The following is a 20,713-nucleotide window of genomic DNA, read 5'->3' as shown; positions in this document are numbered from 1 at the left end:
TTGACCGAAAATGCCGACCCAGACATGGCTGACGTGCAGGACTCCCTCTTTTCCGATCTCCCCGATCTTCCGAGACCGACCGAAGAGGTTGACGCGCCGGCGCCTTCGCCGAAGAAATCGCGCGGTGCCACCGTGAAGCCGGTGGCTCCCGACGCGGGGCTGGTCGCCCTCGCCGCTGAGTTGCCGCCGCAACTGCGCCTGGGCACCTCGTCATGGAGCTACCCCGGCTGGGCCGGCCTGGTCTGGGACGGCGACTACGCCGAAGCCGTGCTCTCGAAGAACGGCCTGTCGGCGCTCGCGCAGCACCCGTTGCTGCGTACCGTGAGCCTGGACCGCAACTTCTACCGCGCCCTCACCGCCAGCCAGTACGCGCGCTATGCGGCCATGGTGCCGGACGATTTCCGCTTCGTCGTGAAGGCGCCGAGCCTTGTCACCGACGCCACCGTGCGCGACGAAAGCGGCCGCGGCACGCAGACCAACCCCGTGTTCCTGAGCCACGAGATCGCGCTGCAGGAGTTCGTGCAGCCGGCACTCGACGGGCTGGGCCACCGCATCGGCGCGCTGGTGTTCCAGCTGAGCCCGATTCCCGCGCACCTGCTGGCCGACCAGCCCGCGCTCATCGCGCGCATCGGCGCCATGCTGGCGGCGATGCCCGACCTGAAGCCGACCGCGCCCGACGCCGTGCTCGCCGTCGAAGTGCGCGACCCGCAGCTGCTGTGCCCCGCTTTCGCCGACATGCTGCGCAGCGTGGGCGCCACCTTCTGCATGGGTCTGCACGCGAAGATGCCACCCATTGAAGACCAGTTGCCGATGCTGCGCGCGCTGTGGCCCGGGCCGCTGGTCTGTCGCTGGAACCTGCACCGCCGCCACGGCCGCTTTGGTTATGAAGACGCCGAGAAGCTCTACGGCCCCTTCGACAAGGTGCTCGACCCCGACCCCGAAACCCGCGCCGCGCTGGCCAAGGTGATTGCCGGCACCACGGGCGCCGGGCAGAACGCCTTCGTCACCGTGAGCAACAACGCCGAAGGCTGCGCGCCGCTGACCATCGCCTCGCTGGCGCAAGACATCGCCGACCGGATGTGCCGCTAGGACACCCGCCATGCATTCGATCTCGTTCCGGCCGCTGCAATCCACAGACTTCGCGATGCTTCACGACTGGCTGTGCCGCCCGCATGTGGCCGAGTGGTGGACGCCCGTGCCCACGCTCGCGGAGGTCGAGGCCGACTTCACGCCGATGCTCGCGCCTGATTCGCCCGACCGCGGCTACATCGCGCTGCGCGATGGGCAGCCCCTGGGATTCATCCAGTCTTATGTCGTGATGGGTTCGGGCGATGGCTGGTGGGAAGACGAGCGCGACCCGGGCGCTCGGGGCATCGACCAGTTCCTCGCGCAGGCGGACCAATTGAATCGCGGCCTCGGCAGCGCGATGGTGCGGGCCTTCACGGACCAGCTGTTCGCGGACCCGGCGGTGACGCGCATCCAGACCGATCCGTCACCACGCAACGCACGCGCGATCCGCAGCTATGCCAAGGCCGGCTTCCGCGCACTGGGCGAAGTGGTCACGCCCGACGGGCCCGCGCTGCTGATGGTGCGCGAGCGCGGCGGCTAGACAGGCGGCGGTGCGGCGTCGAGGTCGCACCACATGTGGACCTTCGACGAGAACGCACCATCGAGCACGGTGGCCATCGGCTCGACGCCGAAGACCTGGAAGCCGCAGCGCTCGTACAGCGCCTGCGCCGGGCGATTGCCTTCCGTCACGGTCAGTTGCACCACACGCACGCCGTCGAGTGTGCGCGCATGCGCGAGCAAGGCAAGCACCAGTTGCCGCCCGGCGCCCACGCGCCGCGCCGATTCCGCCACAACCATGCCGAACAAGGTCGCCTTGTGGCGGGTGCGCTGCCGCGATTCACGGCCGAGGCCCGCCGCGCCGATGAGTGCGCCATCGGCATCGAAGGCGCCGTACACCACCTCGGCGGCGTCGGCATCCGTGCGCAGGCGCGTCTCCCACCACGTCGGCGGCAAGCTGGCGCGCTCCTCGACCGTGGAAGTGAACGCCTCGGGGTGCCGCGCATAGGCGTCGAGCATCAGCGCGCGGTAGGCCGGCGCATCGGCAGGGATCAATCGGCGAACGGTGGGAACGATGTCAGAAACGGCCACAGACGGATTGCCTTTCCTGCAACACCGCCTCTTGCGCAAAGCGCTGGCGGTAGGTGTCGATCAACGTGGCGATGGCCGCGTCGGCCTTGGCGTCACGCGGGTGCAGCAGCACGACCAGCTTTGAAGGCTCGCGCACCACCTGCCCCGACGCGCCCCGCCACTGGCCGGCGGCGTCGATCACGGTGAAGCCCTGCGGAAAGGCCGAGGTCACGCGGGTGTCGAGAAAGTCGGCCCAGTCGGTGTCGGACACCTGACCGCCCGTGGGAATGGCGCGGCCGAAATAGAGGGTGTCGCGCTCGAAGGCTTCGAAGCCTGTGGCGCAGTTGCCGGGAGGCCCTGCGGCACAACCTGCAAGCACCGCAGCGACCAATGCGCCCGCCACGCCTGCGCGAGACAGTGTGTGACGTGCGACGCTCATGCCGGCACCTCGGTCTTGCTTCAGGCCTCGGGCGCGATCATCTCGGCGTACTCGTACAGCGCGCCAAGGATTTCCTCGCCGCGCTCGTCGGCGTTCTCGGACAGCGCATCGACCTCGCTGAACAGCGCCTCGATGGTGCGCGCCCCGCCCTCGCCCTTGAAGAGGCGCGCCACGCGCAGCGCTTCCCAGCGCTCGGTTTCTTCCTCGTTCAACGACTCGGGCCAGTTGCGCGCGCGGTAGCGGAACAGGATTTCGTCGAGCCGTCCGTCGTCGAAGGCCACGCGCTCCTTGGCGAGCCCTTCGGGCGACAGCCCGCGCAGCTGGTTCAGGCGCCGGCGATCGCCGTTGCCGACAAAGCCGCCGTAGAGGTCTTCATCGACATCGGGCGTCGCCTCCTTCGGGCGGGAAAAAACCTGCGACCAGATGGCGCTCATGTCGGGCAGGTCGCGCGCGATGGCGGCGTGGCGCATGGCGGTGTCCATGTCGACACCCCAGCGCTCGGCCATGGCCGGTGCGAGCGTGCGCAGGTTGCCGACGACCATCGGCGACTTGTTCAGGTGCACGCTCTTCATCGGTAGCCGCGTCATGCCTTCGGGCAGGTCGGCGGTGCGCGTGAACAGGCGCAGACGCAGCGTCTCGGCGTCGAGGTCGCGCAACTCGCTCGGGTCTTGCGACAGGTCCCAGGCCAGCAGCTCGTTCTTGTTGGTCGGATGGCTGGCCAGCGGCCACATCACGGCCAGGCAGCCGCGCTCGACCGGGAACATGCCCGACACGTGCAGGAAAGGCTTGGCCGTCTCGCGCATCGCGGGCAGGCTGAGCTCAATCGCCACGCGGTCCTTCTTGTGCAGGCTGAAGGCGAAATCGAACAGCTTGGGCTGCTTGTCGCGGATGAGCCGGGCCAGCGCGATGGTGGCGCGCACGTCGGACAGCGCATCGTGCGCCGATTCGTGCAGCAGGCCGTTGGCGCGCGCCAGGTCTTCGAGCTTGAAGCTGGGTTTGCCGTCTTCCTTCTTCGGCCACTCGATGCCGTCGGGGCGCAGCGCGTAGGTAAGGCGCACCACGTCGAGCAGGTCCCAGCGGCCGCAGTCGTTCTGCCATTCGCGCGCGTACGGGTCGATGAGGTTGCGCCAGAACAGGAAGCGCGTGACCTCGTCGTCGAAGCGGATGGTGTTGTAGCCGACGCCGACGGTGCCGGGCTGCGAGAAGGCTTGCTCGATTTGCGCCGCGAACTCGTGCTCGGGAATGCCGCGCTCCAGGCAGATCTGCGGCGTGATGCCGGTGATCAGGCAGGCCTCGGGGCTGGGCAGGTAGTCCGGCGCGGGCTTGCAATAGATCATCAGCGGCTCGCCGACCTCGTTGAGTTCGGCGTCCGTGCGGATGGCGGCGAACTGCGAAGGACGGTCGCGGCGCGGCACGGCGCCAAAGGTTTCGTAGTCGTGCCAGAGAAAGGTGTGGTTCATTCAGAGCAAGGGAGAAAACAGTCGCGCAATGGCATCGCCGAGGCGGCGCCAGAAAGTCTGCGGCCGGTGGGCACGCACGGAGCCGGAGCTGTGCAGGTCGGTTTCGAACTGCGCCGCCAGCGGCTGGGTCAGCGCGGGTCCGTAGACCACGGCGCAGACTTCGAAGTTGAGCCGGAAGCTGCGGTTGTCGAAATTGGCGGTGCCGATCATCGCGCAATGGTCGTCGACCACCAGCGTCTTGGAGTGCAGCATGCGTTCCTTGTACTCCCAGATCTTGACGCCCGCGGTCATCAGCTCGTCGAAGTACGAACGCGCCGCGGCGCTCACGATGGCCGAGTCGCTGCGGCGCGGCACGAGCAGCCGCACGTCGACGCCGCGCAGCGCCGCACTGGTCAGCGCCATCAGCGCGGGCTCGCCCGGCACGAAGTACGGCGTGGTGAGCCAGGCCCGGCGCGTGGCCGAATGGATCGCCTCGACGTGCATGCGGTGAATGGCCTCGAACGCGTTGTCGGGGCCGCTGGTGACGATCTGCACCGGAATGTCGCCCGCTTCCACCTGGGGCATCAGCACGTCCAGGACGGCGTCCGAGCGGTGCCGGTTCTTGCCTGTGGCGTAGCTCCAGTCTTCGAGGAAGGTGGTCTGCAACCAGCGCACCGCGCTGCCTTCGATGCGCACATGCACGTCGTGGTAGGCGTCCTTGGGGTTGGTGCGCTTGTCTTCCTCGTCGGTGATGTTCACGCCGCCGGTGAAGCCGACGCGGCCGTCGCACACCACGATCTTGCGGTGGGTGCGGTAGTTGGTCACGGGGCGCAGGCGCCGGCCGATCTTGGTGTCGTGGAACAGCGCCACCTCCACGCCCGCCGCGAGCATCGGCGCCATGAACTTGCGGCCGATGCGCTTGGAGCCGAGCGCGTCGAGCAGCAGGCGCACCCGCACGCCCGCCTGCACGCGCTCGATCAGCAGGTCGCGCAAGGCGGTGCCGATCTGGTCAGGCTCGAAGATGTAGTACTCGAGGTGGATGTGGTCGCGCGCCGCGCGCACGGCCTCGAAGATCGCGTCGAAGGTGCGCGCACCGCCCGAGAGCAGCTCGACGCTTGTGGCACTCGACACCGGCAGGCCGCACGCGGCGGTGCCCAGCCGGGCCATCTGCTGCAGCGCCGGCGGCGCGTGCTGCGAGGCGTCCCGCAGCCGCGCCACGTCGGCCTGCGAATGCGCGTTGGCACGGCTGCGCAGGCGCTTGAGCCGCTGCTTGCGCAGCCGCTGCGGCCCCAGGAAGTAATAGACGATGAAGCCCGCGAACGGCAGCAGCGCCAGCGACAGGATCCAGCTCATGGTGGACACCGGCGCGCGCTTTTGCATCACGATCCAGATCGACAGCACGGCGATGTAGCCGCTCCACGCCAGGGAGAGGCCGGTTTTCCATTCGTGGCTGAGTTCGGGAAGGATCAAGGCGAAAGCGGATGAAGGCGGAGTGTTTTTGGCCGGCCCAAAGAAAAAGGCCGGCAGCGAATGCTACCGGCCTTTGACTTCGTTCCTTACAGCGGCTCGATCAGCCCGTGGCGGCCTCTTCGGCTTCAGGCTTCGACTTGCCTTCCTTCTTCGGGATCGGCTGGATGTCGAGCAGCACTTCGTCCTTCTCGTCGATGTCGACTTCGAGGCGGCCACCATCGGTCAGGCGACCGAACAGCAGCTCGTCGGCCAGCGCACGACGGATCGTGTCCTGGATCAGACGTTGCATCGGACGTGCACCCATCAGCGGATCGAAGCCCTTCTTGGCCAGGTGCTTGCGCAGCTTGTCGGTGAAGGTGACGTCGACCTTCTTCTCGCTGAGCTGGGTTTCCAGTTGCAGCAGGAACTTGTCGACCACGCGCAGGATGACGTTTTCGTCGAGCGCCTTGAAGTTGACGATGGCGTCCAAACGGTTGCGGAACTCCGGCGTGAACAGGCGCTTGATGTCGCCCATTTCGTCACCGGTCTGCCGCGCGTTCGTGAAGCCGATGGTCGCCTTGTTCATGGTCTCGGCACCCGCATTCGTCGTCATGATGATGATGACGTTGCGGAAGTCGGCCTTGCGCCCGTTGTTGTCGGTCAGCGTGCCGTGGTCCATGACCTGCAGCAGCACGTTGAAGATGTCCGGGTGCGCCTTCTCGATTTCGTCGAGCAGCAGCACCGAATGCGGCTTCTTCGTGACAGCTTCGGTCAGCAGACCGCCCTGGTCGAAACCGACGTAGCCCGGAGGCGCGCCGATCAGGCGGCTCACCGCGTGACGCTCCATGTACTCCGACATGTCGAAGCGGATCAGCTCGATGCCCATGATGTAGGCCAGCTGCTTGGCCGCTTCGGTCTTGCCGACGCCCGTGGGGCCGGAGAACAGGAACGAGCCGATCGGCTTGTCGCCCTTGCCCAGCCCCGAGCGCGCCATCTTGACCGCGGAGGCCAGCACTTCGAGTGCCTTGTCCTGGCCGAACACGACGCTCTTGAGGTCGCGCTCGATCGTCTGCAGCTTGCCGCGGTCGTCGTTGCTGACGTTGGCCGGGGGAATGCGCGCGATCTTCGCCACGATTTCCTCGACTTCGGTCTTGCTGATGGTCTTCTTGCGCTTGCTCGGCGGCAGGATGCGCTGGGCGGCACCGGCTTCGTCGATGACGTCGATCGCCTTGTCGGGCAGGTGACGGTCATTGATGTACTTGGCGCTGAGCTCGGCCGCGGCCTGCAGGGCCGCCACCGCGTACTTCACGCCATGGTGCTCCTCGAAGCGCGACTTCAGGCCCTTGAGGATGTCGACGGTTTCCTGCACCGTCGGCTCGACCACGTCGACCTTCTGGAAGCGACGCGACAGGGCCGCATCCTTCTCGAAGATGCCGCGGTATTCCGTGAAGGTGGTCGCACCGATGCACTTGAGCTGGCCGCTGGAGAGCGCCGGTTTGAGCAGGTTCGACGCGTCGAGCGTGCCGCCCGACGCTGCGCCCGCACCGATCAGGGTGTGGATTTCGTCGATGAACAGGATGGCGTTCGGCTTGTCCTTGAGCGACTTGATCACGCCCTTCAGGCGCTGTTCGAAGTCACCGCGGTACTTGGTGCCGGCCAGCAGCGCGCCCATGTCGAGCGAGTAGACCTGCGCCTCGGCGAGGATCTCGGGCACGTCGCCCTGGGTGATGCGCCATGCCAGGCCTTCCGCAATCGCGGTCTTGCCGACGCCAGCCTCGCCCACGAGCAGCGGGTTGTTCTTGCGCCGGCGGCACAGGATCTGGATGACGCGCTCGACCTCGTATTCGCGGCCGATCAGCGGATCGATCTTGCCGTCCTTGGCGAGCTGATTGAGGTTCTGGGTGAACTGCTCGAGCGGCGAGGCCTTCTCGTTGCGTTCGCCGCCGCCCTCTTCGCCTTCACCCTGAGGCGCTTCGCCGCTGCCCTTGACGGCTTCCGGCGGATCGCTCTTCTTGATGCCGTGGGCAATGAAATTGACCACGTCCAGGCGGGTGACGCCCTGCTGGTGCAGGTAGTACACGGCGTGCGAGTCCTTTTCGCCGAAGATCGCGACCAGCACGTTGGCGCCGGTGACTTCCTTCTTGCCGTTGCCGGTGGACTGCACATGCATGATGGCGCGCTGGATCACGCGCTGGAAACCCAGGGTCGGCTGGGTGTCTACATCGTCGGAGCCCGCCACCTGCGGCGTGTTGTCCTTGATGAAGTTGGTGAGCGACGCCCGCAGGTCGTCGACGTTCGCCGAGCAGGCGCGCAGAACTTCCGCGGCGCTCGGGTTGTCCAGCAAAGCGAGCAGCAGATGTTCCACGGTGATGAACTCGTGGCGTTGCTGCCGGGCCTCGACGAAGGCCATGTGCAAGCTGACTTCCAGTTCCTGGGCAATCATGTGATTTCCTTTTGCCTTGCTGTAAATAAGTTCTCAGATGGGTTGGAGCGCGTGCAATTCAACTGGTTCACGCGACAGGTTCGCTGACGCATTGCAGCGGGTGCCCAGCCTGATGCGCCGCCTCCATCACCTGATTGACCTTGGTGGCCGCCATATCGCGGGAATAAACCCCACAAATACCACGGCCATCGAGGTGGATCTTGAGCATGATTTGGGTCGCTGTTTCTCGGTCCTTGCTGAAATATTCCTGCAGGACGACGATCACGAACTCCATCGGCGTGTAGTCGTCGTTCAGCATGACGACCTGGTACATCTGGGGCGGTGCCGTTTTTTGCGGCCGGCGCTCCAGAACGACCGAATCTCCGTCGTCGCCCGCCGGTTTCTGCGCCGGTGGGGTGCTGGGAGTTTTGGGAATTCTCGTTGCCATGAAAAAGATTCTATAGAGCGTGCAAGCACCGTGCCGACGCCAACAGACTTGGTGACGCCTATTCGACAAATCAAGAGGCATGCGTCGTGTACGACAGCACGAAGACAGACGTAAAAAAACCGGCAGATTGCCGGTCTTTTTTACAGATTGCGCAGCACGGGGCCTTTGGGCGCCGGCAATTTCCGGCCGGGCACCCGGGTTGGAACCGGCAGGTCGGGCGGCAAGGCGTCGATTTCTTCGTCGGTGAGTTCGCGCTCGGGTGGCGCCACAGCTTCCCAGCGGGCCGCTGTCAGCGGTGCGAGGGGGACCGGTGAAGTCGCCGGCTCCGAATCGGGGGGCACCGCCGGGACTGGCGGCGACGATCGTGGCTGCACTGGCTGCACTGGCTGCACTGGCTGCGGTGGCTGCGGTGGTGCGAGAGGCCGCGCAAGCGGTCTCTCTCTTTTTGCCAGCAAGGTCGGGGGCGTTGGCCGCAAGGCCTGCCACTCGGCCCAGCGCCGCGCGTCCTGTTCGGCTTGCCAAAGCGCCAGGGCCAGGCGCTGCACGTCCTGATGCGCGAGCTGTTGCTGACCTAGCAACTCCAATTCAGCGCGGATCACCTGCCGCGTCTGGTCACGCTCCGCATCCAGGGCTCGGCGCTGCGCATCGAGTTGTCTGCCGAGCCGTTGCGAAAAAGCCCAGAAACCGAGCAAGGCCCCGGCGACGCCGACCGCAAAGCAGACGACAAGGAAATTGACCTGGATCAGCGTCACAGCGAAACCTCCTCGTCGGCATCCCATTTGCGCAACAGATCAAGCGGAATGGCATCGGCCACCTGTGAAAACCGCTGACCGGTCATGCGTTCGGCCTGCTTGAGCAACACGGCAACAGGACTGCTCGGTTCGTGGTCCTCGAACCATCGGCGGGCTTTGCGAATGTCACGCAGGATGTCGTCGCGTGTCGCCAGACCCTCGCCGACTGGCGTGCTTGCCGGCCACGACGGGAGCAGGCTTGGCATTGTTGCGACCGCGGCAGGCGGTGCCGATGACCCGGTTCGCTGGAACGGGGCCAGCAATCGCACCAGCGCGTGCAGTGAAGGCGCGTCCTGCCCCAGGTGCTGGCCGGCCCAGGCGACGATCTGCGCCGCAGCCTCGGCGGCTTGCGCCAGCAAGCGCAGCGGGGCCTGATCGTCATCGTCATCGGCAGTGGCGGCGGTCAGGTCGGTCAGTTGCCGTGCCATGGCCTCGGGGCTGGCTGCATCCAGCGACCGGGGCATTGCCAAGGCACGCTCGACTTCACGCACCGTCAGGTGCCGCGCGGCATTGGCCGCGATGACGATCTCGCGCACATCGCTCAGCAGGCCCTCCGGATCGGCCAGCGCCGCCAGGGCGTTGGCACGGACCGCCGGGTCGCGCTCGCCTTCGATCACCAGTTGGGGGTGCACCGCTTCGGGCCAGGTCTGGAGCGCCTCGACCAGCAGCAGCAACGACTGCGCGAGCCCGGGCGCCTGCGCCAACCGGGTGCGCGCGCGGCACAACCAGACAAAGAGATTAATGTCCCGGGTCCGCAGCAACAGCCGGCGGCAGTCACGTTCGATCTCCGCCCAGTTGGGCGCATCGGGGGCTCCGACGAACTGCCCGTACTGCGCGTCGCCACGCGGGGACAGCCGCTTGTTGAAGACCTCGTGGTAGCCGTCATACGTGAAGAGGCCTGCCACGCCTTTTTCCAGCGGCAACCCGCCCGCGCGTGAGAACACGGTGCCGGCTTGCGGCCCGACCGCGCGCACCAGCGTGAACTCCTGCGGCGCCAGGGGCAGCATCGCGGCCTTGGCCCGTTCATAGACACGCTGACTCGACGTGTTGCTGTCGAGAAAATCCTGTACCGCACGCACCAGCGCTTCATTGGGCAGCGACGCCGATTGCACGGGTCGGACACCGGAGAACAGCGCCGTCACATGCCCCACCATCGACGCCCGGCCGCCAAAGGCTGCTGCGCTGTCGGCCTTCTCCCAGTCTTTCAGCACCCAGTTGCGCACATCCTGCGCGCCGCCTTGCATGTAGCGCTCCTTGTTGTGCAGCAGCTTGTAGACGCGCAAGACCTCGTACGCCGTCTTGGCATCGCCGTCACTCACGCTCTGCTTGAGCACGCTCTCCATCCGTTGCAGGACGGTGGGGAGCAAGGTGTGATCCTGCAGCTGAGCGTAGGTGTCGCTGGCCGCGTCCAGCACCGGGGGCACCGTGTAGAGGCCGTAGAGATAACTGCCAGGCGGGTTGTCGATGTCGAGGCCCGAATAGCCCGGCAACTCGCGCGCACCGTTTAGCACGTCGGGAACGCCCGCAGGTTTGAAGTCGGCGAACAGCTGGCGCACTTGCACCGTGAGTGCTTCGGCGCGCTGCCCCACTGCACTCAGGTACTGGCGGTTGTTGCCGAAGCTCAGGGCGAGCGCGCCTGCGAGCCACAGAAAGACCACCATCGCCAGCGCGTGCCCCGTGAGACGCAACAGCCGAAAGCGAAACTCCCAGCGCAGGTTGGGGCGCACCAGGTGCGCCTCGGGAATGATCACCTTGGTGAGCAGGTCCTGCAGGAAGAAGCCCTGCTGCCCCCGCATGGGCGATGCTGTCCTGCGCGGCTGGACGGCTCCCGGCTCGTCGTCTGCCGTTGATGTCTTGCCCGCCCCTAGGCCTAAACTGCGCTGCAGACGCTGAAACAATGTGCCGGCATCGGCAGGCATTTCCAGATCAGCCTGCGCCCCACTCGTGAAATAGACACCTCGCAGCGTGTCGTGCAACTGGGTTCCGTCGAAGCGCGAAGCCAGGAACATCTCGTCGAGCATCGGGACCAGGAGCGCCGACATGCCGGCCAGCTCCTGCGGCAACGCGAACAGCCGCTTTCTGCGGTCGACATCGAATTCTTCGTTCAACCTGGCGCGCAAGCCCGCTGCCAGACGGTCCTTGAGCAATGCCAGCTCGACCTCGATCTGCGCGCGCAGCGGCTCACGATCGCGCAACGCGGCACGCGAACTCTGAATGCCATGGAAGGGCAGCGTGAAGCCCCAGGTCTGGGTACGGCCCTCGCTGGTGAGGGATTGAAAATACTCGCTGAAGCCCCGCAGCAGATCGATCTTCGTCACGATCACGTAGACCGGGAAGCGGATGCCGAGCTCCTGGCGCAGATCGGCCAACCGGTCACGCACCATGCTTGCGTGCTCTGCGCGCTCCATCTCGGACAACCTATCGCTGGGCCCGACCTTGCAGCGAGCGGGGAACTGGCTTGCCAGCTGTTCCGGCGGCGTGTGCGCCGCGACCGCAAACACCAAACTGGAGAAACCTTGCAATTCGGCGGGTTCGACGCTCGCAACGCGTACGCCGTTGGGCCTTGACGCCAGGGGAATGCTCTGCGCGCTTCGCACGAGCACGTCGTTCAGCAGGGCCTGCACGTCGGCGATCAACTCCCTGAACGAGAGGTACGGATCAATGTGTTGGTAAGCGGGATGCGGCTGCGGACGGCGCGTAGTTCCGCGAACAAAAGTCGCCAACTCTCCGCTCAACGTCCGCAACGCGGTATAGAGCGTCTCCGGAGAGGTTTCCCGAACCCGAAGCCAGTGTTCGAGCACCCATGCGCGCTCGATGGCCGCTTCGATGTGGTTGGAAAAATCGGTCAGTGACGTTGCACCGGACGGCAGACTGGACAACGCCGATGCAAAGTCTTTCTCGATGACCTGCACGTCGATCTGGTAGTGCCGGCAGATGCGATGCAGATCGCTGTCGTTGAGCTGCCAGAGCTGATGAATCCAGTGCGTCAGTTCAACGTACGGATTGCCGCGCAGCTTGGCAAATGCAGTGGCAGATTCGATGCCGCGAAACAAGGTGAGATTGAGCTTGCCGAACAGCGCTCGCCGAGAGATCGTCATTGCGCGATCTGTCGTGCGGTGCGCACGCCTTGTTCGATCGAATCATCTGCGACACCCGATGTCGTCGAGCAGATTTCTGCGTTCTTTTTCCCCACTTCGCGCCCCTATGCTTCTTGGAATGGGCGCGATTCTGGCGGCTCGCTGCAAAGCAAATCGCAGCACAGTTTCTACCAATAGTTAAACGAAAGAAGCAGCCTATTGATCTGTGATGTTTGCCCGCCGCTCCTTACGTTCAGAAGACAAAGGAGGTCATTCGACAACGATATCGAAACCGCCGCAGACAAGAAAAAACCCTCGAGTCCTTTCGGAAACTCGAGGGCTTGAGAGGCTTCTGACGTGTCGCAACGTCAGAGATTTCAATTACATGTTGTCGATCATGACTTGGCCAAAACCAGAGCAGCTCACTTGCGTCGCGCCGTCCATCAGGCGCGCGAAGTCATAGGTGACCTTCTTGCTGGCGATCGACTTTTTCATCGCGCTGATGATCAGGTCGGCCGCTTCGGTCCAGCCCATGTGGCGCAGCATCATTTCGGCGGACAGGATCTCGGAACCCGGGTTCACATAGTCCTTGCCGGCGTACTTGGGTGCCGTGCCGTGCGTGGCCTCGAACATGGCGACGGTGTCGCTCAGGTTCGCACCCGGGGCGATGCCGATGCCGCCGACCTGCGCGGCCAGCGCGTCGGAAACGTAGTCGCCGTTGAGGTTCAGCGTGGCGATCACGCTGTACTCGGCGGGACGCAGAAGAATCTGCTGCAGGAACGCGTCGGCGATGCTGTCCTTGACGGTGATTTCCTTGCCCGTCCGGGGGTTCTTGAACTTCATCCACGGACCGCCGTCGATCAGCTCGGCGCCGAATTCCTTGGCGGCCAGGTTGTAGCCCCAGTCACGGAAGCCACCTTCGGTGAACTTCATGATGTTGCCCTTGTGGACCAGAGTCACGCTCGGCTTGTCGTTGTCGATGGCGTACTGGAAGGCCTTGCGCACAAGGCGCTCAGTGCCTTCGCGCGACACAGGCTTGACGCCGATGCCCGAGGTGTTGGGGAAGCGGATCTTCTTGACGCCCATCTCGTCCTGCAGGAACTTGATGAGCTTCTTGGCCTTGTCGCTTTCGGCCTCGAATTCGATGCCAGCGTAGATGTCTTCCGAGTTCTCACGGAAGATGACCATGTTGGTCTTGTGCGGCTCGCGCACCGGGCTGGGCACGCCCTCGAAGTACTGGATGGGTCGCAGGCAGACGTACAGGTCGAGTTCCTGGCGCAGCGCCACGTTCAGCGAGCGGATGCCGCCGCCGACGGGCGTGGTCAGCGGGCCCTTGATGGAGACCACGTAGTCGCGCACCGCATGCAGGGTTTCCTCGGGGAGCCAGACGTCAGGGCCGTAGACCTTGGTCGACTTCTCGCCTGCGTAGACCTCCATCCAGTGGATCTTCTTCTTGCCGCCGTAGGCCTTGGCCACTGCGGCGTCGACCACCTTGAGCATCACCGGCGTGATGTCCAGCCCGGTGCCATCGCCTTCGATGAACGGAATGATGGGCTGATCGGGCACATTGAGCGAATTGTCAGCGTTGACCGTGATCTTCTGGCCTTCGGTCGGGACTTTGATGTGCTGATAGCTGGACATGAGGGGGCTTGACTCCGGGAAGTGACGTAATTCGAACGACTGTCTGCGAATACAGACAGCGAGGGAGAATCGCTGTACAGCGCGCTAACAAATCGCTGTACATTTTAGACGCAACCCATCAGCGAACAATTGTCAACCATAGGGCGATAGCGCCCGTTACTGGCTGACCTTCTGCTCGCCGGGAGGCGTTTCCAACCAATTCTCGATAGAGGAATCATCAATGAGCAAACTTCTCGCAGTCATGATCGCTGGCCTGTTCGCCGCTGGCGCGTACGCCCAGAACCCGGCCGGCACCACGCCCGAACAAGGCAACGCGACCGGCAGCAAGCCGCAAGCTCGCGCTGAAGCCAAGAAGGAAGCCAAGCCCGCTGGTCAAGTGGCTCCTGCAGCTGGCGACATCGCCAAGACGCCTGAAGGCGGCACCTTCGGCGCTGACAAGGCTGGCGTTGCTGGCGAAAAGCGTGCCAAGACCCGCGACGATCGTCGTCGCAACAAGGACGGCAGCGTGAAGCGCAAGGCCACCCAAGGCGGCACGCCTGACATGGCCGGCGCCAAGTAAGCTGGTCGGTCCCCCAAGAAAAGCGCTCTCCGGAGCGCTTTTTTTCGTTTGCAGTTTTGCTCGACCACTGTCAACCGGGGTTCTTGAGGTCCGTTGAATGGAAGCCTTCCGCAGGGAGGTGATCCATATCAACAATCTCAAAGGATTTCTCATGAACAAGCTGATCGCAGCCCTGGTAGCCGGCCTCTTCGCAGCTGGTGCATTTGCGCAAGCCGCCGCACCCGCAGTTGCCGCACCGGCCGCCCCCGCTGTCCACAAGGCGAAGGCCAAGCACACGGTCAAGAAGCACAAGGTGCGTCACGTCTCCAAGGCCCACGCGGCCGCCGCCAAGAAGGTGTAAGCTTTCAAGCTCCCGGCAATGCCCGCTTCAGCGGGCATTTTTATTGGTCACGGGCCGACCTTGTGTGTCCCGGCCCCGAAAGAGTTATCCGATGTTTCAGCGTCTCGCCGCGCTGCTTCTGGTGTCCGCGTCCTTCCTGGCGCCGGCCCACGCGCAGCAGCAAATCCAACCGCAACCCCAAACCGATCTGGCACGCACGCAGTTGTCGGTCGGCCTCTACAAGATCGACGCGCAGGTGGCGCAATCGCCCCGTGAGCGCGAGATCGGCCTCATGTTCCGCAAGACGATGCCGCAGGCCGAAGGCATGATCTTCGTGTTCGATCAGCCGGCCACACAGTGCTTCTGGATGCGCAACACGCTGTTGCCACTGACCGCCGCCTTCGTAGCCGACGATGGCCGCATCGTCAACCTGGTCGACATGCAGCCGATGACCGAGAACTCGCATTGCTCCGAAGAGCCGGTGCGCTACGTGCTCGAAATGAACCAGGGCTGGTTCGCCAAGAAGAACATCAAGAAGGGGGCCAAGCTCGGCGGAGAGTTGTTCTCCACTGCCAAGCGCTGAACTCAGCGCCCACAAAAAAGCCGACCCGCAGGTCGGCTTTTTTCATGGCGAGCGCCAGGTCCGGCTTCAGCCGAAGTTCTTCGCTGCGAAGTCCCAGTTGGCCAGCTTGGCCAGGAAGGTCTCGACGAACTTCGGGCGCAGGTTGCGGTAGTCGATGTAGTACGCGTGTTCCCACACGTCGACCGTCAGCAGCGCGGTGTCGGCGGTGGTCAGCGGCGTGCCGGCGGCGCCGGTGTTCACGATGTCCACCGAGCCGTCAGCCTTCTTCACGAGCCACGTCCAGCCCGAGCCGAAGTTGCCCACGGCCGACTTCACGAAGGCTTCCTTGAAGGCGTCGTAGCTGCCCCACTTGGCATCGATGGCCTTGGCCAGTGCACCGGTGGGAGCGCCGCCGCCTTGCGGCTTCATGCAGTTCCAGAAGAAGGTGTGGTTCCAGATCTGGGCAGCGTTGTTGTAGATGCCGCCGCTGGACTTCTTGATGATCTCTTCGAGCGTCATCGCTTCGAACTCGGTGCCCTTTTGCAGGTTGTTCAGGTTCACCACGTAGGCGTTGTGGTGCTTGCCGTGGTGGTACTCAAGCGTTTCCTTCGAGTACTCGGGGGCCAGTGCGTCGATGGCGTACGGCAGGGGTGGGAGCACATGTTCCATGGTTTTTTCTCGTGGGTTGGTTGTGGGAATGAAGGATTCTAGGAAGTAATCATTGGGGCCGCGTCAGACGTGTTCCCGTCGCAGCGCCGGGCGTCACGGTCAGGTCGACCGAGCCATCCGAAAGGCGCGCGACCACGGCATCACCGGCCTGCAAGCTGCCTGCGCTGACGACCGCGCGACCTTCGCCATCGGTCAGCAAGGCATAGCCCCGCTGCAGCACCAGGGCCGGGTCGAGCAGCCGCAGGCGCAGGGCCACGCGTTCGAGCCGCTCGCGCCGCTGCGTCAGCGCGCGCGTGAACTTCGACGAGAAATCGGTGCCGATGGCCTGCGGCACCTGCGCCAGGCGCTCGCGGCGCGACAGCACCGCGTAGTGCAGCCGCTGCGCGTGATGTGCCAGCCGCAGCTGCTGACGCGCCACCAAGCCGGAGGGACGCCCCAGCCGTGCGGCGGCTTGGTCCAACCGCTGGCCGAGCACATCGAGGCGCCCGCCCAACGCATCGCCGAGCCGTTCGTCCAGCAGATCGAGCGCACCAAGCCACAGGTCGCGCGGCGCGCTGACGAGTTCCGCGGCGGCCGTGGGCGTGGGCGCACGCAGGTCGGCACAGAAGTCGGCAATCGTGAAATCGGTTTCGTGCCCCACGCCGCTGATCACCGGCACGGGACTCTGCACGATGGTGCGTGCCAGGGTTTCGTCGTTGAAGGCCCAGAGATCCTCGATCGAGCCGCCACCGCGCACCAGCAGGATCACGTCGACGGCCGACTCCAGCGTGTAGAGCGACTGCAAGGCGCGCACCAGTTCGGCCGGCGCGTTGGCCCCCTGCACCGCTGCCGGCGCCAGCACCACGGGGATGTGGGGCACGCGCCGCCGCAACGCGGTCACGACGTCATGCAGCGCCGCGGCACCCAGCGAGGTGACGACGCCCACGGCACGCGGCATGGACGGCAGCGCCCGCTTGCGCGCCGGATCGAACAGGCCTTCGGCCTCGAGGCGCGCCTTGCGCTGCAGGAACTGCTCGAACAGCGCGCCCTGCCCCGCGCGCCGCAGGCTTTCGACCACCAATTGCAGGTCGCCGCGCGGCTCGTACACAGCCAGCCGGCCACGCACCTCGACCTGGTCGCCGTCGCGCGGCGTGAAATCGAGCAGGCCGGCCGCGCGGCGGAACATCGCGCAGCGCAGCTGGCCGGATTCGTCCTTGAGCGAGAAATAGCAATGACCACTCGATGCGCGCGAGAAACCCGAGATTTCCCCACGCACCGAGACCGGATTGAAGCGCGCGTCGAGCGCATCGGCCACCGCGCGGCACAGCGCGCCCACGGCCCATACGCGCGGCCCGGGCGCTGCATTCGGCTCCCTGAAGCTCATCGTGTCCCTCCGCCACCGAACGCCACTCGTCCACAACGGGCGCTGCGCCCCCCACTTTGGAGGGGTATGGTGGAACAGATGCACGAGTTCTCGTGCAAGCTGTTGATTTCATTAAAAAAAGTGCTGCTCAAAATTCAATCGATCTAACGGAAAGCCCGTCCCATGCGGGTTCGGAGCCATTGCGCCACGGGTTAATCACAAAGTTATCCACAGAATCTGTGCGTCCTTGCCGACACGCAAACAAGCCGCGAGCCGATGGTGGCTCGGTGGATAATCGCCGCGCATTTGCAGTCTACGGGCCGGAGGATTTTCTTGTTTTCCATCATTGTTGCCGCGGGCTGGCCAATCTGGCCATTGCTCGCCTGTTCGGTCATCGCACTCGCGCTGGTCATTGAACGTTTCACCAGTCTCAAGACCGTCAAGGTCCTGCCGCCGAAGCTGCTGGACGAAACCATCACCGTGTCGCGCGGCGCGGTTCCCGGCCCCGATGTCGTGACCAAACTGGAAAGCAACTCGATGCTCGGCCAGGTGCTGGCCGCCGGCCTGCGCGCGCTGAACGCCAACCCGCGCTGCACCGAAGAAGACCTGCGCGCCGCCATGGAGGCCTCGGGCCGCACCGTGGCGCACAGGCTGGAGCGTTACCTGCCGGCGCTGGCCACCATCGCCTCGGCCGCGCCCCTGCTGGGCCTGCTGGGCACGGTGATCGGCATGATCGAAATCTTCGGCTCGCAGTCGCCCGGCAGCGGTGCCGTCGGCTCGGGCAACCCGGCGCAGCTGGCACACGGCATCTCGATCGCGCTGTACAACACGGCCTTCGGCCTGATCGTGGCCATTCCGACGCTGATCTTCTGGCGCTACTTCCGCAGCCGCGTCGACGAGTACCTGCTGAACCTCGAACTCTCGGGCGAGCGCTTTGCCCGCCACCTGAACGCCCTGCGCAAATGAGCTCGCGTGGCCGCATGCAGTTTCGCCACGGCGCGCGCGACGAGCCGGAGATCAACCTGATCCCGTTCATCGACGTGCTGCTGGTCGTGCTCATCTTCCTGATGCTATCGACCACCTACAGCAAGTTCACCGAGATGCAGCTGCGGCTGCCGACGGCGGACGTCGACGCCCAGCGCGATTACCCGAAAGAGGTGATCGTGGCGGTGTCGGCCGACGGCCGCTACGTGATCAACAAATCGCCGCTCGCAGACCGCAGCGTCGACACAGTGGCCGCCGCGCTCGGTGCCGCGGCCACCGGTGGCAAGGACAGCGTCGTGATCATCAGCGCCGACGCGGCCAGCCCGCACCAGGCCGTGGTGACGGTGATGGAGGCCGCGCGCCGCGCCGGCCTGATGCAGATCACCTTCGCCGCCCAGTCGACGGCCCAGGCCGGTCACTGAGTGTCGACCGGCGCGCAGCTGCAGGATGCCTGGCTGCGCCGCGGTGCGCTGGCCTGCCTGCTGTGGCCACTGTCGCTGATCTACCGCGCCCTCTTCGCGCTGCGGCGCGCCTTCTACCGATGGGGTTGGCAGAAGACCGGGCGCGTGTCGGTTCCCGTGATCGTGGTCGGCAATGTGATTGCGGGCGGGGCCGGCAAGACGCCGGTCGTGATGGCGGTCGTGCGCCATCTGCAGGCACGTGGGTTGCGGGTGGGCGTGGTGTCGCGCGGCTATGGCCGCCGCACCGACGACTGCCGCGAAGTCCTGGGCGACAGCGATCCGCAGGACGTCGGTGACGAACCCGCGCTGATCCACCATGCCACCGGCGCACCCGTATTCGTGGCCCGGCAGCGCATCGACGCCGCGCGCGCCCTGCTCGACCGGCACCCGGCCACCCAGGTCATCGTCAGCGACGACGGCCTTCAGCACCTGGCATTGGCGCGCGATATCGAGATCTGCGTTTTCGACGACCGCGGCGTCGGCAATGGATGGCTCCTGCCGGCCGGCCCCTTGCGCGAGCCGTGGCCACGCCGCTGCGACCTGCTGCTGCACAGTGGCGAGCGGCCTGCCTTCGCCGGCGGCTACACCGCCACCCGCGAACTGGCACCGTACGCCCTTGCGAAGGACGGCCGTCGCATTCCGCTGGACACGCTGGCCGGCCAACCCGTGATCGCGCTCGCCGCCATCGCACGGCCGGAGGCCTTCTTCACGATGCTGCGCGCACGCGGCCTGACGCTCGCGGACACCTTCGCGCTGCCCGACCACCACGACTTCAGCGACTGGCAACGCCCGGCCGGCCCCGCCCTGCCCCTCATTTGCACCGAAAAAGATGCCGTCAAGCTCTGGCGGCAGGCCCCCGATGCGCTCGCTGTGCCACTGCACTTCGAACCCTCGCCGGCGTTCTTCGCCGCCCTCGACGCAAAGCTATCATCGCTCGATGGATACCAAGCTGCTTGAACTGCTCGTCTGCCCCGTCACCAAGGGCCCGCTGACCTGGAACGCCGAGAAGCAGGAACTCTGCTCGCGCAGCGCGCGGCTCGCCTACCCGGTGCGCGACGGCATCCCGGTGCTGCTCGAGAACGAGGCCCGCACGCTGTCCGACGAAGAGCTGGGCCTGTGAGCTTCACCGTTCTGGTGCCGGCCCGGCTGGCTTCGACGCGACTTCCCAATAAACCGCTGGCCGATATCGCCGGCCTGCCGATGGTCGTGCGCGTGGCGCAACGCGCCCGCCAGTCCGGCGCCCTTCGCGTGGTGGTGGCCGGCGACGACATCTCCATCATCGAGGCCTGCAAGGCGCATGGTGTCGAAGCCCTGCTGACGCGCCAGGACCACGCCAGCGGCACCGACCGGCTGGCCGAAGCTTGCGAACAGCTCGGGCTCGACGGCGACGCGATCGTCGTCAACGTGCAGGGCGACGAACCGCTGATCGACCCCGCGCTCATCGACGCCGTTGCCGCCACGCTGGCAGCGCGCCCGCAGGCCGCGATGAGTACCGCCGTCCACGCGATCGATTCGCTGGCCGACTTCATGAACCCGAACGTGGTCAAGGCCGTGCTCGATGCACAGGGCCATGCGCTCTACTTCAGCCGCGCACCGATCCCCTGGTGGCGCGACGGTTCTTCAGGCGGCGCGGCGCCCTCGGTGCTGCCCAGCCCGGCACCGCTGCGCCACATCGGCATCTACGGCTATCGCGCGGGCTTCGTGCGGCAATTTCCGTTGCTGTCGCCTGCGCCTGTCGAAGCCACCGAAGCGCTCGAACAGCTGCGCGCGCTGTGGCACGGGCACCGCATCGCGGTGCATGTGAGCGATGTCGCCCCGGGCCCCGGGATCGACACGCCCGAAGACCTAGCGCGCGTGCGCGCGGTCTTCGCGGCCAACGCGCTTGCCTGAACTGCCCGCCGCTCCCGAGGGGAACGGCGGCAATTTGTCACGGGCACGCATGCTATCCTCGACGCAATTCCGCCTCGGCGCGCCT

At 65.6% G+C, this 20,713-nt stretch carries 21 protein-coding genes; 10 read left to right on the top strand and 11 right to left on the bottom strand.

Annotation, left to right across the window (positions count from 1 at the left end):
• Positions 1–24 precede the first annotated feature (24 nt).
• Together CY658_RS26745 and CY658_RS26740 are read left to right on the top strand one after the other, a co-directional pair.
• Complete coding sequence (locus CY658_RS26745; RefSeq protein ID WP_101493060.1) at positions 25–1,089, top strand: DUF72 domain-containing protein; 1,065 nt, start codon at positions 25–27, stop codon at positions 1,087–1,089.
• 10 nt (positions 1,090–1,099) lie between these two features.
• Complete coding sequence (locus CY658_RS26740) at positions 1,100–1,609, top strand: GNAT family N-acetyltransferase (RefSeq protein ID WP_101493059.1); 510 nt, start codon at positions 1,100–1,102, stop codon at positions 1,607–1,609.
• On the opposite strand, the gene CY658_RS26735 is transcribed toward CY658_RS26740, so the two are convergent.
• The 9 genes from CY658_RS26735 to icd form a co-directional block, all read right to left on the bottom strand.
• Entirely contained in the window at positions 1,606–2,157 is a 552-nt protein-coding gene (locus CY658_RS26735) for a GNAT family N-acetyltransferase (protein WP_257885000.1), read from the bottom strand. The genes CY658_RS26740 and CY658_RS26735 overlap by 4 nt on opposite strands.
• Positions 2,144–2,575 carry a DUF3574 domain-containing protein gene (locus tag CY658_RS26730; protein ID WP_101493058.1) on the bottom strand — a complete coding sequence of 144 codons (432 nt, stop codon included), beginning with the start codon at positions 2,573–2,575 and terminating at the stop codon, positions 2,144–2,146. The genes CY658_RS26735 and CY658_RS26730 overlap by 14 nt, the downstream gene beginning before the upstream one ends.
• 20 nt (positions 2,576–2,595) lie before the next feature.
• Positions 2,596–4,035, bottom strand: coding sequence for an exodeoxyribonuclease I (gene sbcB / locus CY658_RS26725; protein ID WP_101493057.1), 1,440 nt, complete (start codon positions 4,033–4,035; stop codon positions 2,596–2,598).
• Entirely contained in the window at positions 4,036–5,484 is a 1,449-nt protein-coding gene (gene cls / locus CY658_RS26720) for a cardiolipin synthase (RefSeq protein WP_101493056.1), read from the bottom strand.
• Positions 5,485–5,584: 100 nt separating this feature from the next.
• On the bottom strand, positions 5,585–7,906 hold the full coding sequence (clpA, locus tag CY658_RS26715) for an ATP-dependent Clp protease ATP-binding subunit ClpA (protein ID WP_101493055.1): 2,322 nt from the start codon (positions 7,904–7,906) through the stop codon (positions 5,585–5,587).
• A 67-nt stretch (positions 7,907–7,973) separates the two neighbouring features.
• Entirely contained in the window at positions 7,974–8,333 is a 360-nt protein-coding gene (clpS, locus tag CY658_RS26710; RefSeq protein WP_099796845.1) for an ATP-dependent Clp protease adapter ClpS, read from the bottom strand.
• 140 nt (positions 8,334–8,473) lie between these two features.
• Positions 8,474–9,085 (bottom strand): hypothetical protein, encoded by a 612-nt coding sequence (locus CY658_RS26705; protein WP_101493054.1) that lies wholly within the window; start codon positions 9,083–9,085, stop codon positions 8,474–8,476.
• On the bottom strand, positions 9,082–12,222 hold the full coding sequence (gene tssK / locus CY658_RS26700) for a type VI secretion system baseplate subunit TssK (RefSeq protein ID WP_101493053.1): 3,141 nt from the start codon (positions 12,220–12,222) through the stop codon (positions 9,082–9,084). The genes CY658_RS26705 and tssK overlap by 4 nt, the downstream gene beginning before the upstream one ends.
• 360 nt (positions 12,223–12,582) lie before the next feature.
• Positions 12,583–13,842, bottom strand: a complete 1,260-nt coding sequence (gene icd, locus CY658_RS26695) for an NADP-dependent isocitrate dehydrogenase (RefSeq protein ID WP_101493052.1) — start codon at positions 13,840–13,842, stop codon at positions 12,583–12,585.
• Between the two features lie 220 nt (positions 13,843–14,062).
• Here icd and CY658_RS26690 point away from each other — a divergent pair, with 220 nt between their 5' ends.
• The 3 genes from CY658_RS26690 to CY658_RS26680 all read left to right on the top strand — a co-directional run bounded on the left by CY658_RS26690 (position 14,063) and on the right by CY658_RS26680 (position 15,303).
• Positions 14,063–14,401 (top strand): cell envelope biogenesis protein TolA, encoded by a 339-nt coding sequence (locus CY658_RS26690; RefSeq protein WP_101493051.1) that lies wholly within the window; start codon positions 14,063–14,065, stop codon positions 14,399–14,401.
• 151 nt (positions 14,402–14,552) lie between these two features.
• Positions 14,553–14,741, top strand: coding sequence for a hypothetical protein (locus CY658_RS26685; RefSeq protein WP_101493099.1), 189 nt, complete (start codon positions 14,553–14,555; stop codon positions 14,739–14,741).
• A 91-nt stretch (positions 14,742–14,832) separates the two neighbouring features.
• A complete protein-coding gene (locus CY658_RS26680; RefSeq protein ID WP_101493050.1) occupies positions 14,833–15,303 on the top strand; it encodes a DUF192 domain-containing protein in 471 nt (156 codons plus the stop codon).
• Positions 15,304–15,369: 66 nt separating this feature from the next.
• Here CY658_RS26680 and CY658_RS26675 read toward each other — a convergent pair whose 3' ends face one another.
• Together CY658_RS26675 and xseA are read right to left on the bottom strand one after the other, a co-directional pair.
• Positions 15,370–15,951 carry a superoxide dismutase gene (locus CY658_RS26675; protein WP_101493049.1) on the bottom strand — a complete coding sequence of 194 codons (582 nt, stop codon included), beginning with the start codon at positions 15,949–15,951 and terminating at the stop codon, positions 15,370–15,372.
• A gap of 49 nt (positions 15,952–16,000) precedes the next feature.
• Positions 16,001–17,314, bottom strand: coding sequence for an exodeoxyribonuclease VII large subunit (gene xseA, locus CY658_RS26670; protein ID WP_101493048.1), 1,314 nt, complete (start codon positions 17,312–17,314; stop codon positions 16,001–16,003).
• Positions 17,315–17,626: 312 nt separating this feature from the next.
• Here xseA and CY658_RS26665 point away from each other — a divergent pair, with 312 nt between their 5' ends.
• From CY658_RS26665 to kdsB, 5 genes are read left to right on the top strand one after another with little or no spacing between them, the layout of a single operon-like run.
• Complete coding sequence (locus CY658_RS26665; RefSeq protein WP_101493047.1) at positions 17,627–18,259, top strand: MotA/TolQ/ExbB proton channel family protein; 633 nt, start codon at positions 17,627–17,629, stop codon at positions 18,257–18,259.
• A gap of 14 nt (positions 18,260–18,273) precedes the next feature.
• Positions 18,274–18,699 carry an ExbD/TolR family protein gene (locus CY658_RS26660; RefSeq protein WP_062471507.1) on the top strand — a complete coding sequence of 142 codons (426 nt, stop codon included), beginning with the start codon at positions 18,274–18,276 and terminating at the stop codon, positions 18,697–18,699.
• On the top strand, positions 18,700–19,695 hold the full coding sequence (lpxK, locus tag CY658_RS26655) for a tetraacyldisaccharide 4'-kinase (RefSeq protein ID WP_101493046.1): 996 nt from the start codon (positions 18,700–18,702) through the stop codon (positions 19,693–19,695).
• Entirely contained in the window at positions 19,676–19,858 is a 183-nt protein-coding gene (locus tag CY658_RS26650; protein ID WP_013541700.1) for a Trm112 family protein, read from the top strand. The genes lpxK and CY658_RS26650 overlap by 20 nt, the downstream gene beginning before the upstream one ends.
• Complete coding sequence (gene kdsB / locus CY658_RS26645; RefSeq protein ID WP_101493045.1) at positions 19,855–20,628, top strand: 3-deoxy-manno-octulosonate cytidylyltransferase; 774 nt, start codon at positions 19,855–19,857, stop codon at positions 20,626–20,628. Before CY658_RS26650 ends, kdsB begins: the two co-directional genes overlap by 4 nt.
• The last annotated feature ends 85 nt before the right edge of the window (positions 20,629–20,713 follow it).

The sequence above is a fragment of the Variovorax sp. RO1 genome, assembly GCF_002849325.1.
In the GTDB taxonomy this organism is placed as follows: Bacteria; Pseudomonadota; Gammaproteobacteria; order Burkholderiales; family Burkholderiaceae_C; genus Variovorax.
This window is presented reverse-complemented; position numbering and strand designations above follow the sequence as displayed.

Excerpts from the sequence above, each read along its gene's own strand:
- CY658_RS26740 (WP_101493059.1), top strand. The coding sequence starts at position 1,100 with ATGCATTCGATCTCGTTCCGGCCGCTGCAATCCACAGACTTCGCGATG.
- CY658_RS26660 (WP_062471507.1), top strand. The coding sequence starts at position 18,274 with ATGCAGTTTCGCCACGGCGCGCGCGACGAGCCGGAGATCAACCTGATC.
- CY658_RS26685 (WP_101493099.1), top strand. The coding sequence starts at position 14,553 with ATGAACAAGCTGATCGCAGCCCTGGTAGCCGGCCTCTTCGCAGCTGGT.
- CY658_RS26745 (WP_101493060.1), top strand. The coding sequence starts at position 25 with ATGGCTGACGTGCAGGACTCCCTCTTTTCCGATCTCCCCGATCTTCCG.
- xseA (WP_101493048.1), bottom strand. The coding sequence starts at position 17,314 with ATGAGCTTCAGGGAGCCGAATGCAGCGCCCGGGCCGCGCGTATGGGCC.
- clpA (WP_101493055.1), bottom strand. The coding sequence starts at position 7,906 with ATGATTGCCCAGGAACTGGAAGTCAGCTTGCACATGGCCTTCGTCGAG.
- sbcB (WP_101493057.1), bottom strand. The coding sequence starts at position 4,035 with ATGAACCACACCTTTCTCTGGCACGACTACGAAACCTTTGGCGCCGTG.
- CY658_RS26730 (WP_101493058.1), bottom strand. The coding sequence starts at position 2,575 with ATGAGCGTCGCACGTCACACACTGTCTCGCGCAGGCGTGGCGGGCGCA.
- CY658_RS26680 (WP_101493050.1), top strand. The coding sequence starts at position 14,833 with ATGTTTCAGCGTCTCGCCGCGCTGCTTCTGGTGTCCGCGTCCTTCCTG.
- CY658_RS26690 (WP_101493051.1), top strand. The coding sequence starts at position 14,063 with ATGAGCAAACTTCTCGCAGTCATGATCGCTGGCCTGTTCGCCGCTGGC.
- icd (WP_101493052.1), bottom strand. The coding sequence starts at position 13,842 with ATGTCCAGCTATCAGCACATCAAAGTCCCGACCGAAGGCCAGAAGATC.
- tssK (WP_101493053.1), bottom strand. The coding sequence starts at position 12,222 with ATGACGATCTCTCGGCGAGCGCTGTTCGGCAAGCTCAATCTCACCTTG.
- clpS (WP_099796845.1), bottom strand. The coding sequence starts at position 8,333 with ATGGCAACGAGAATTCCCAAAACTCCCAGCACCCCACCGGCGCAGAAA.
- CY658_RS26650 (WP_013541700.1), top strand. The coding sequence starts at position 19,676 with ATGGATACCAAGCTGCTTGAACTGCTCGTCTGCCCCGTCACCAAGGGC.
- CY658_RS26675 (WP_101493049.1), bottom strand. The coding sequence starts at position 15,951 with ATGGAACATGTGCTCCCACCCCTGCCGTACGCCATCGACGCACTGGCC.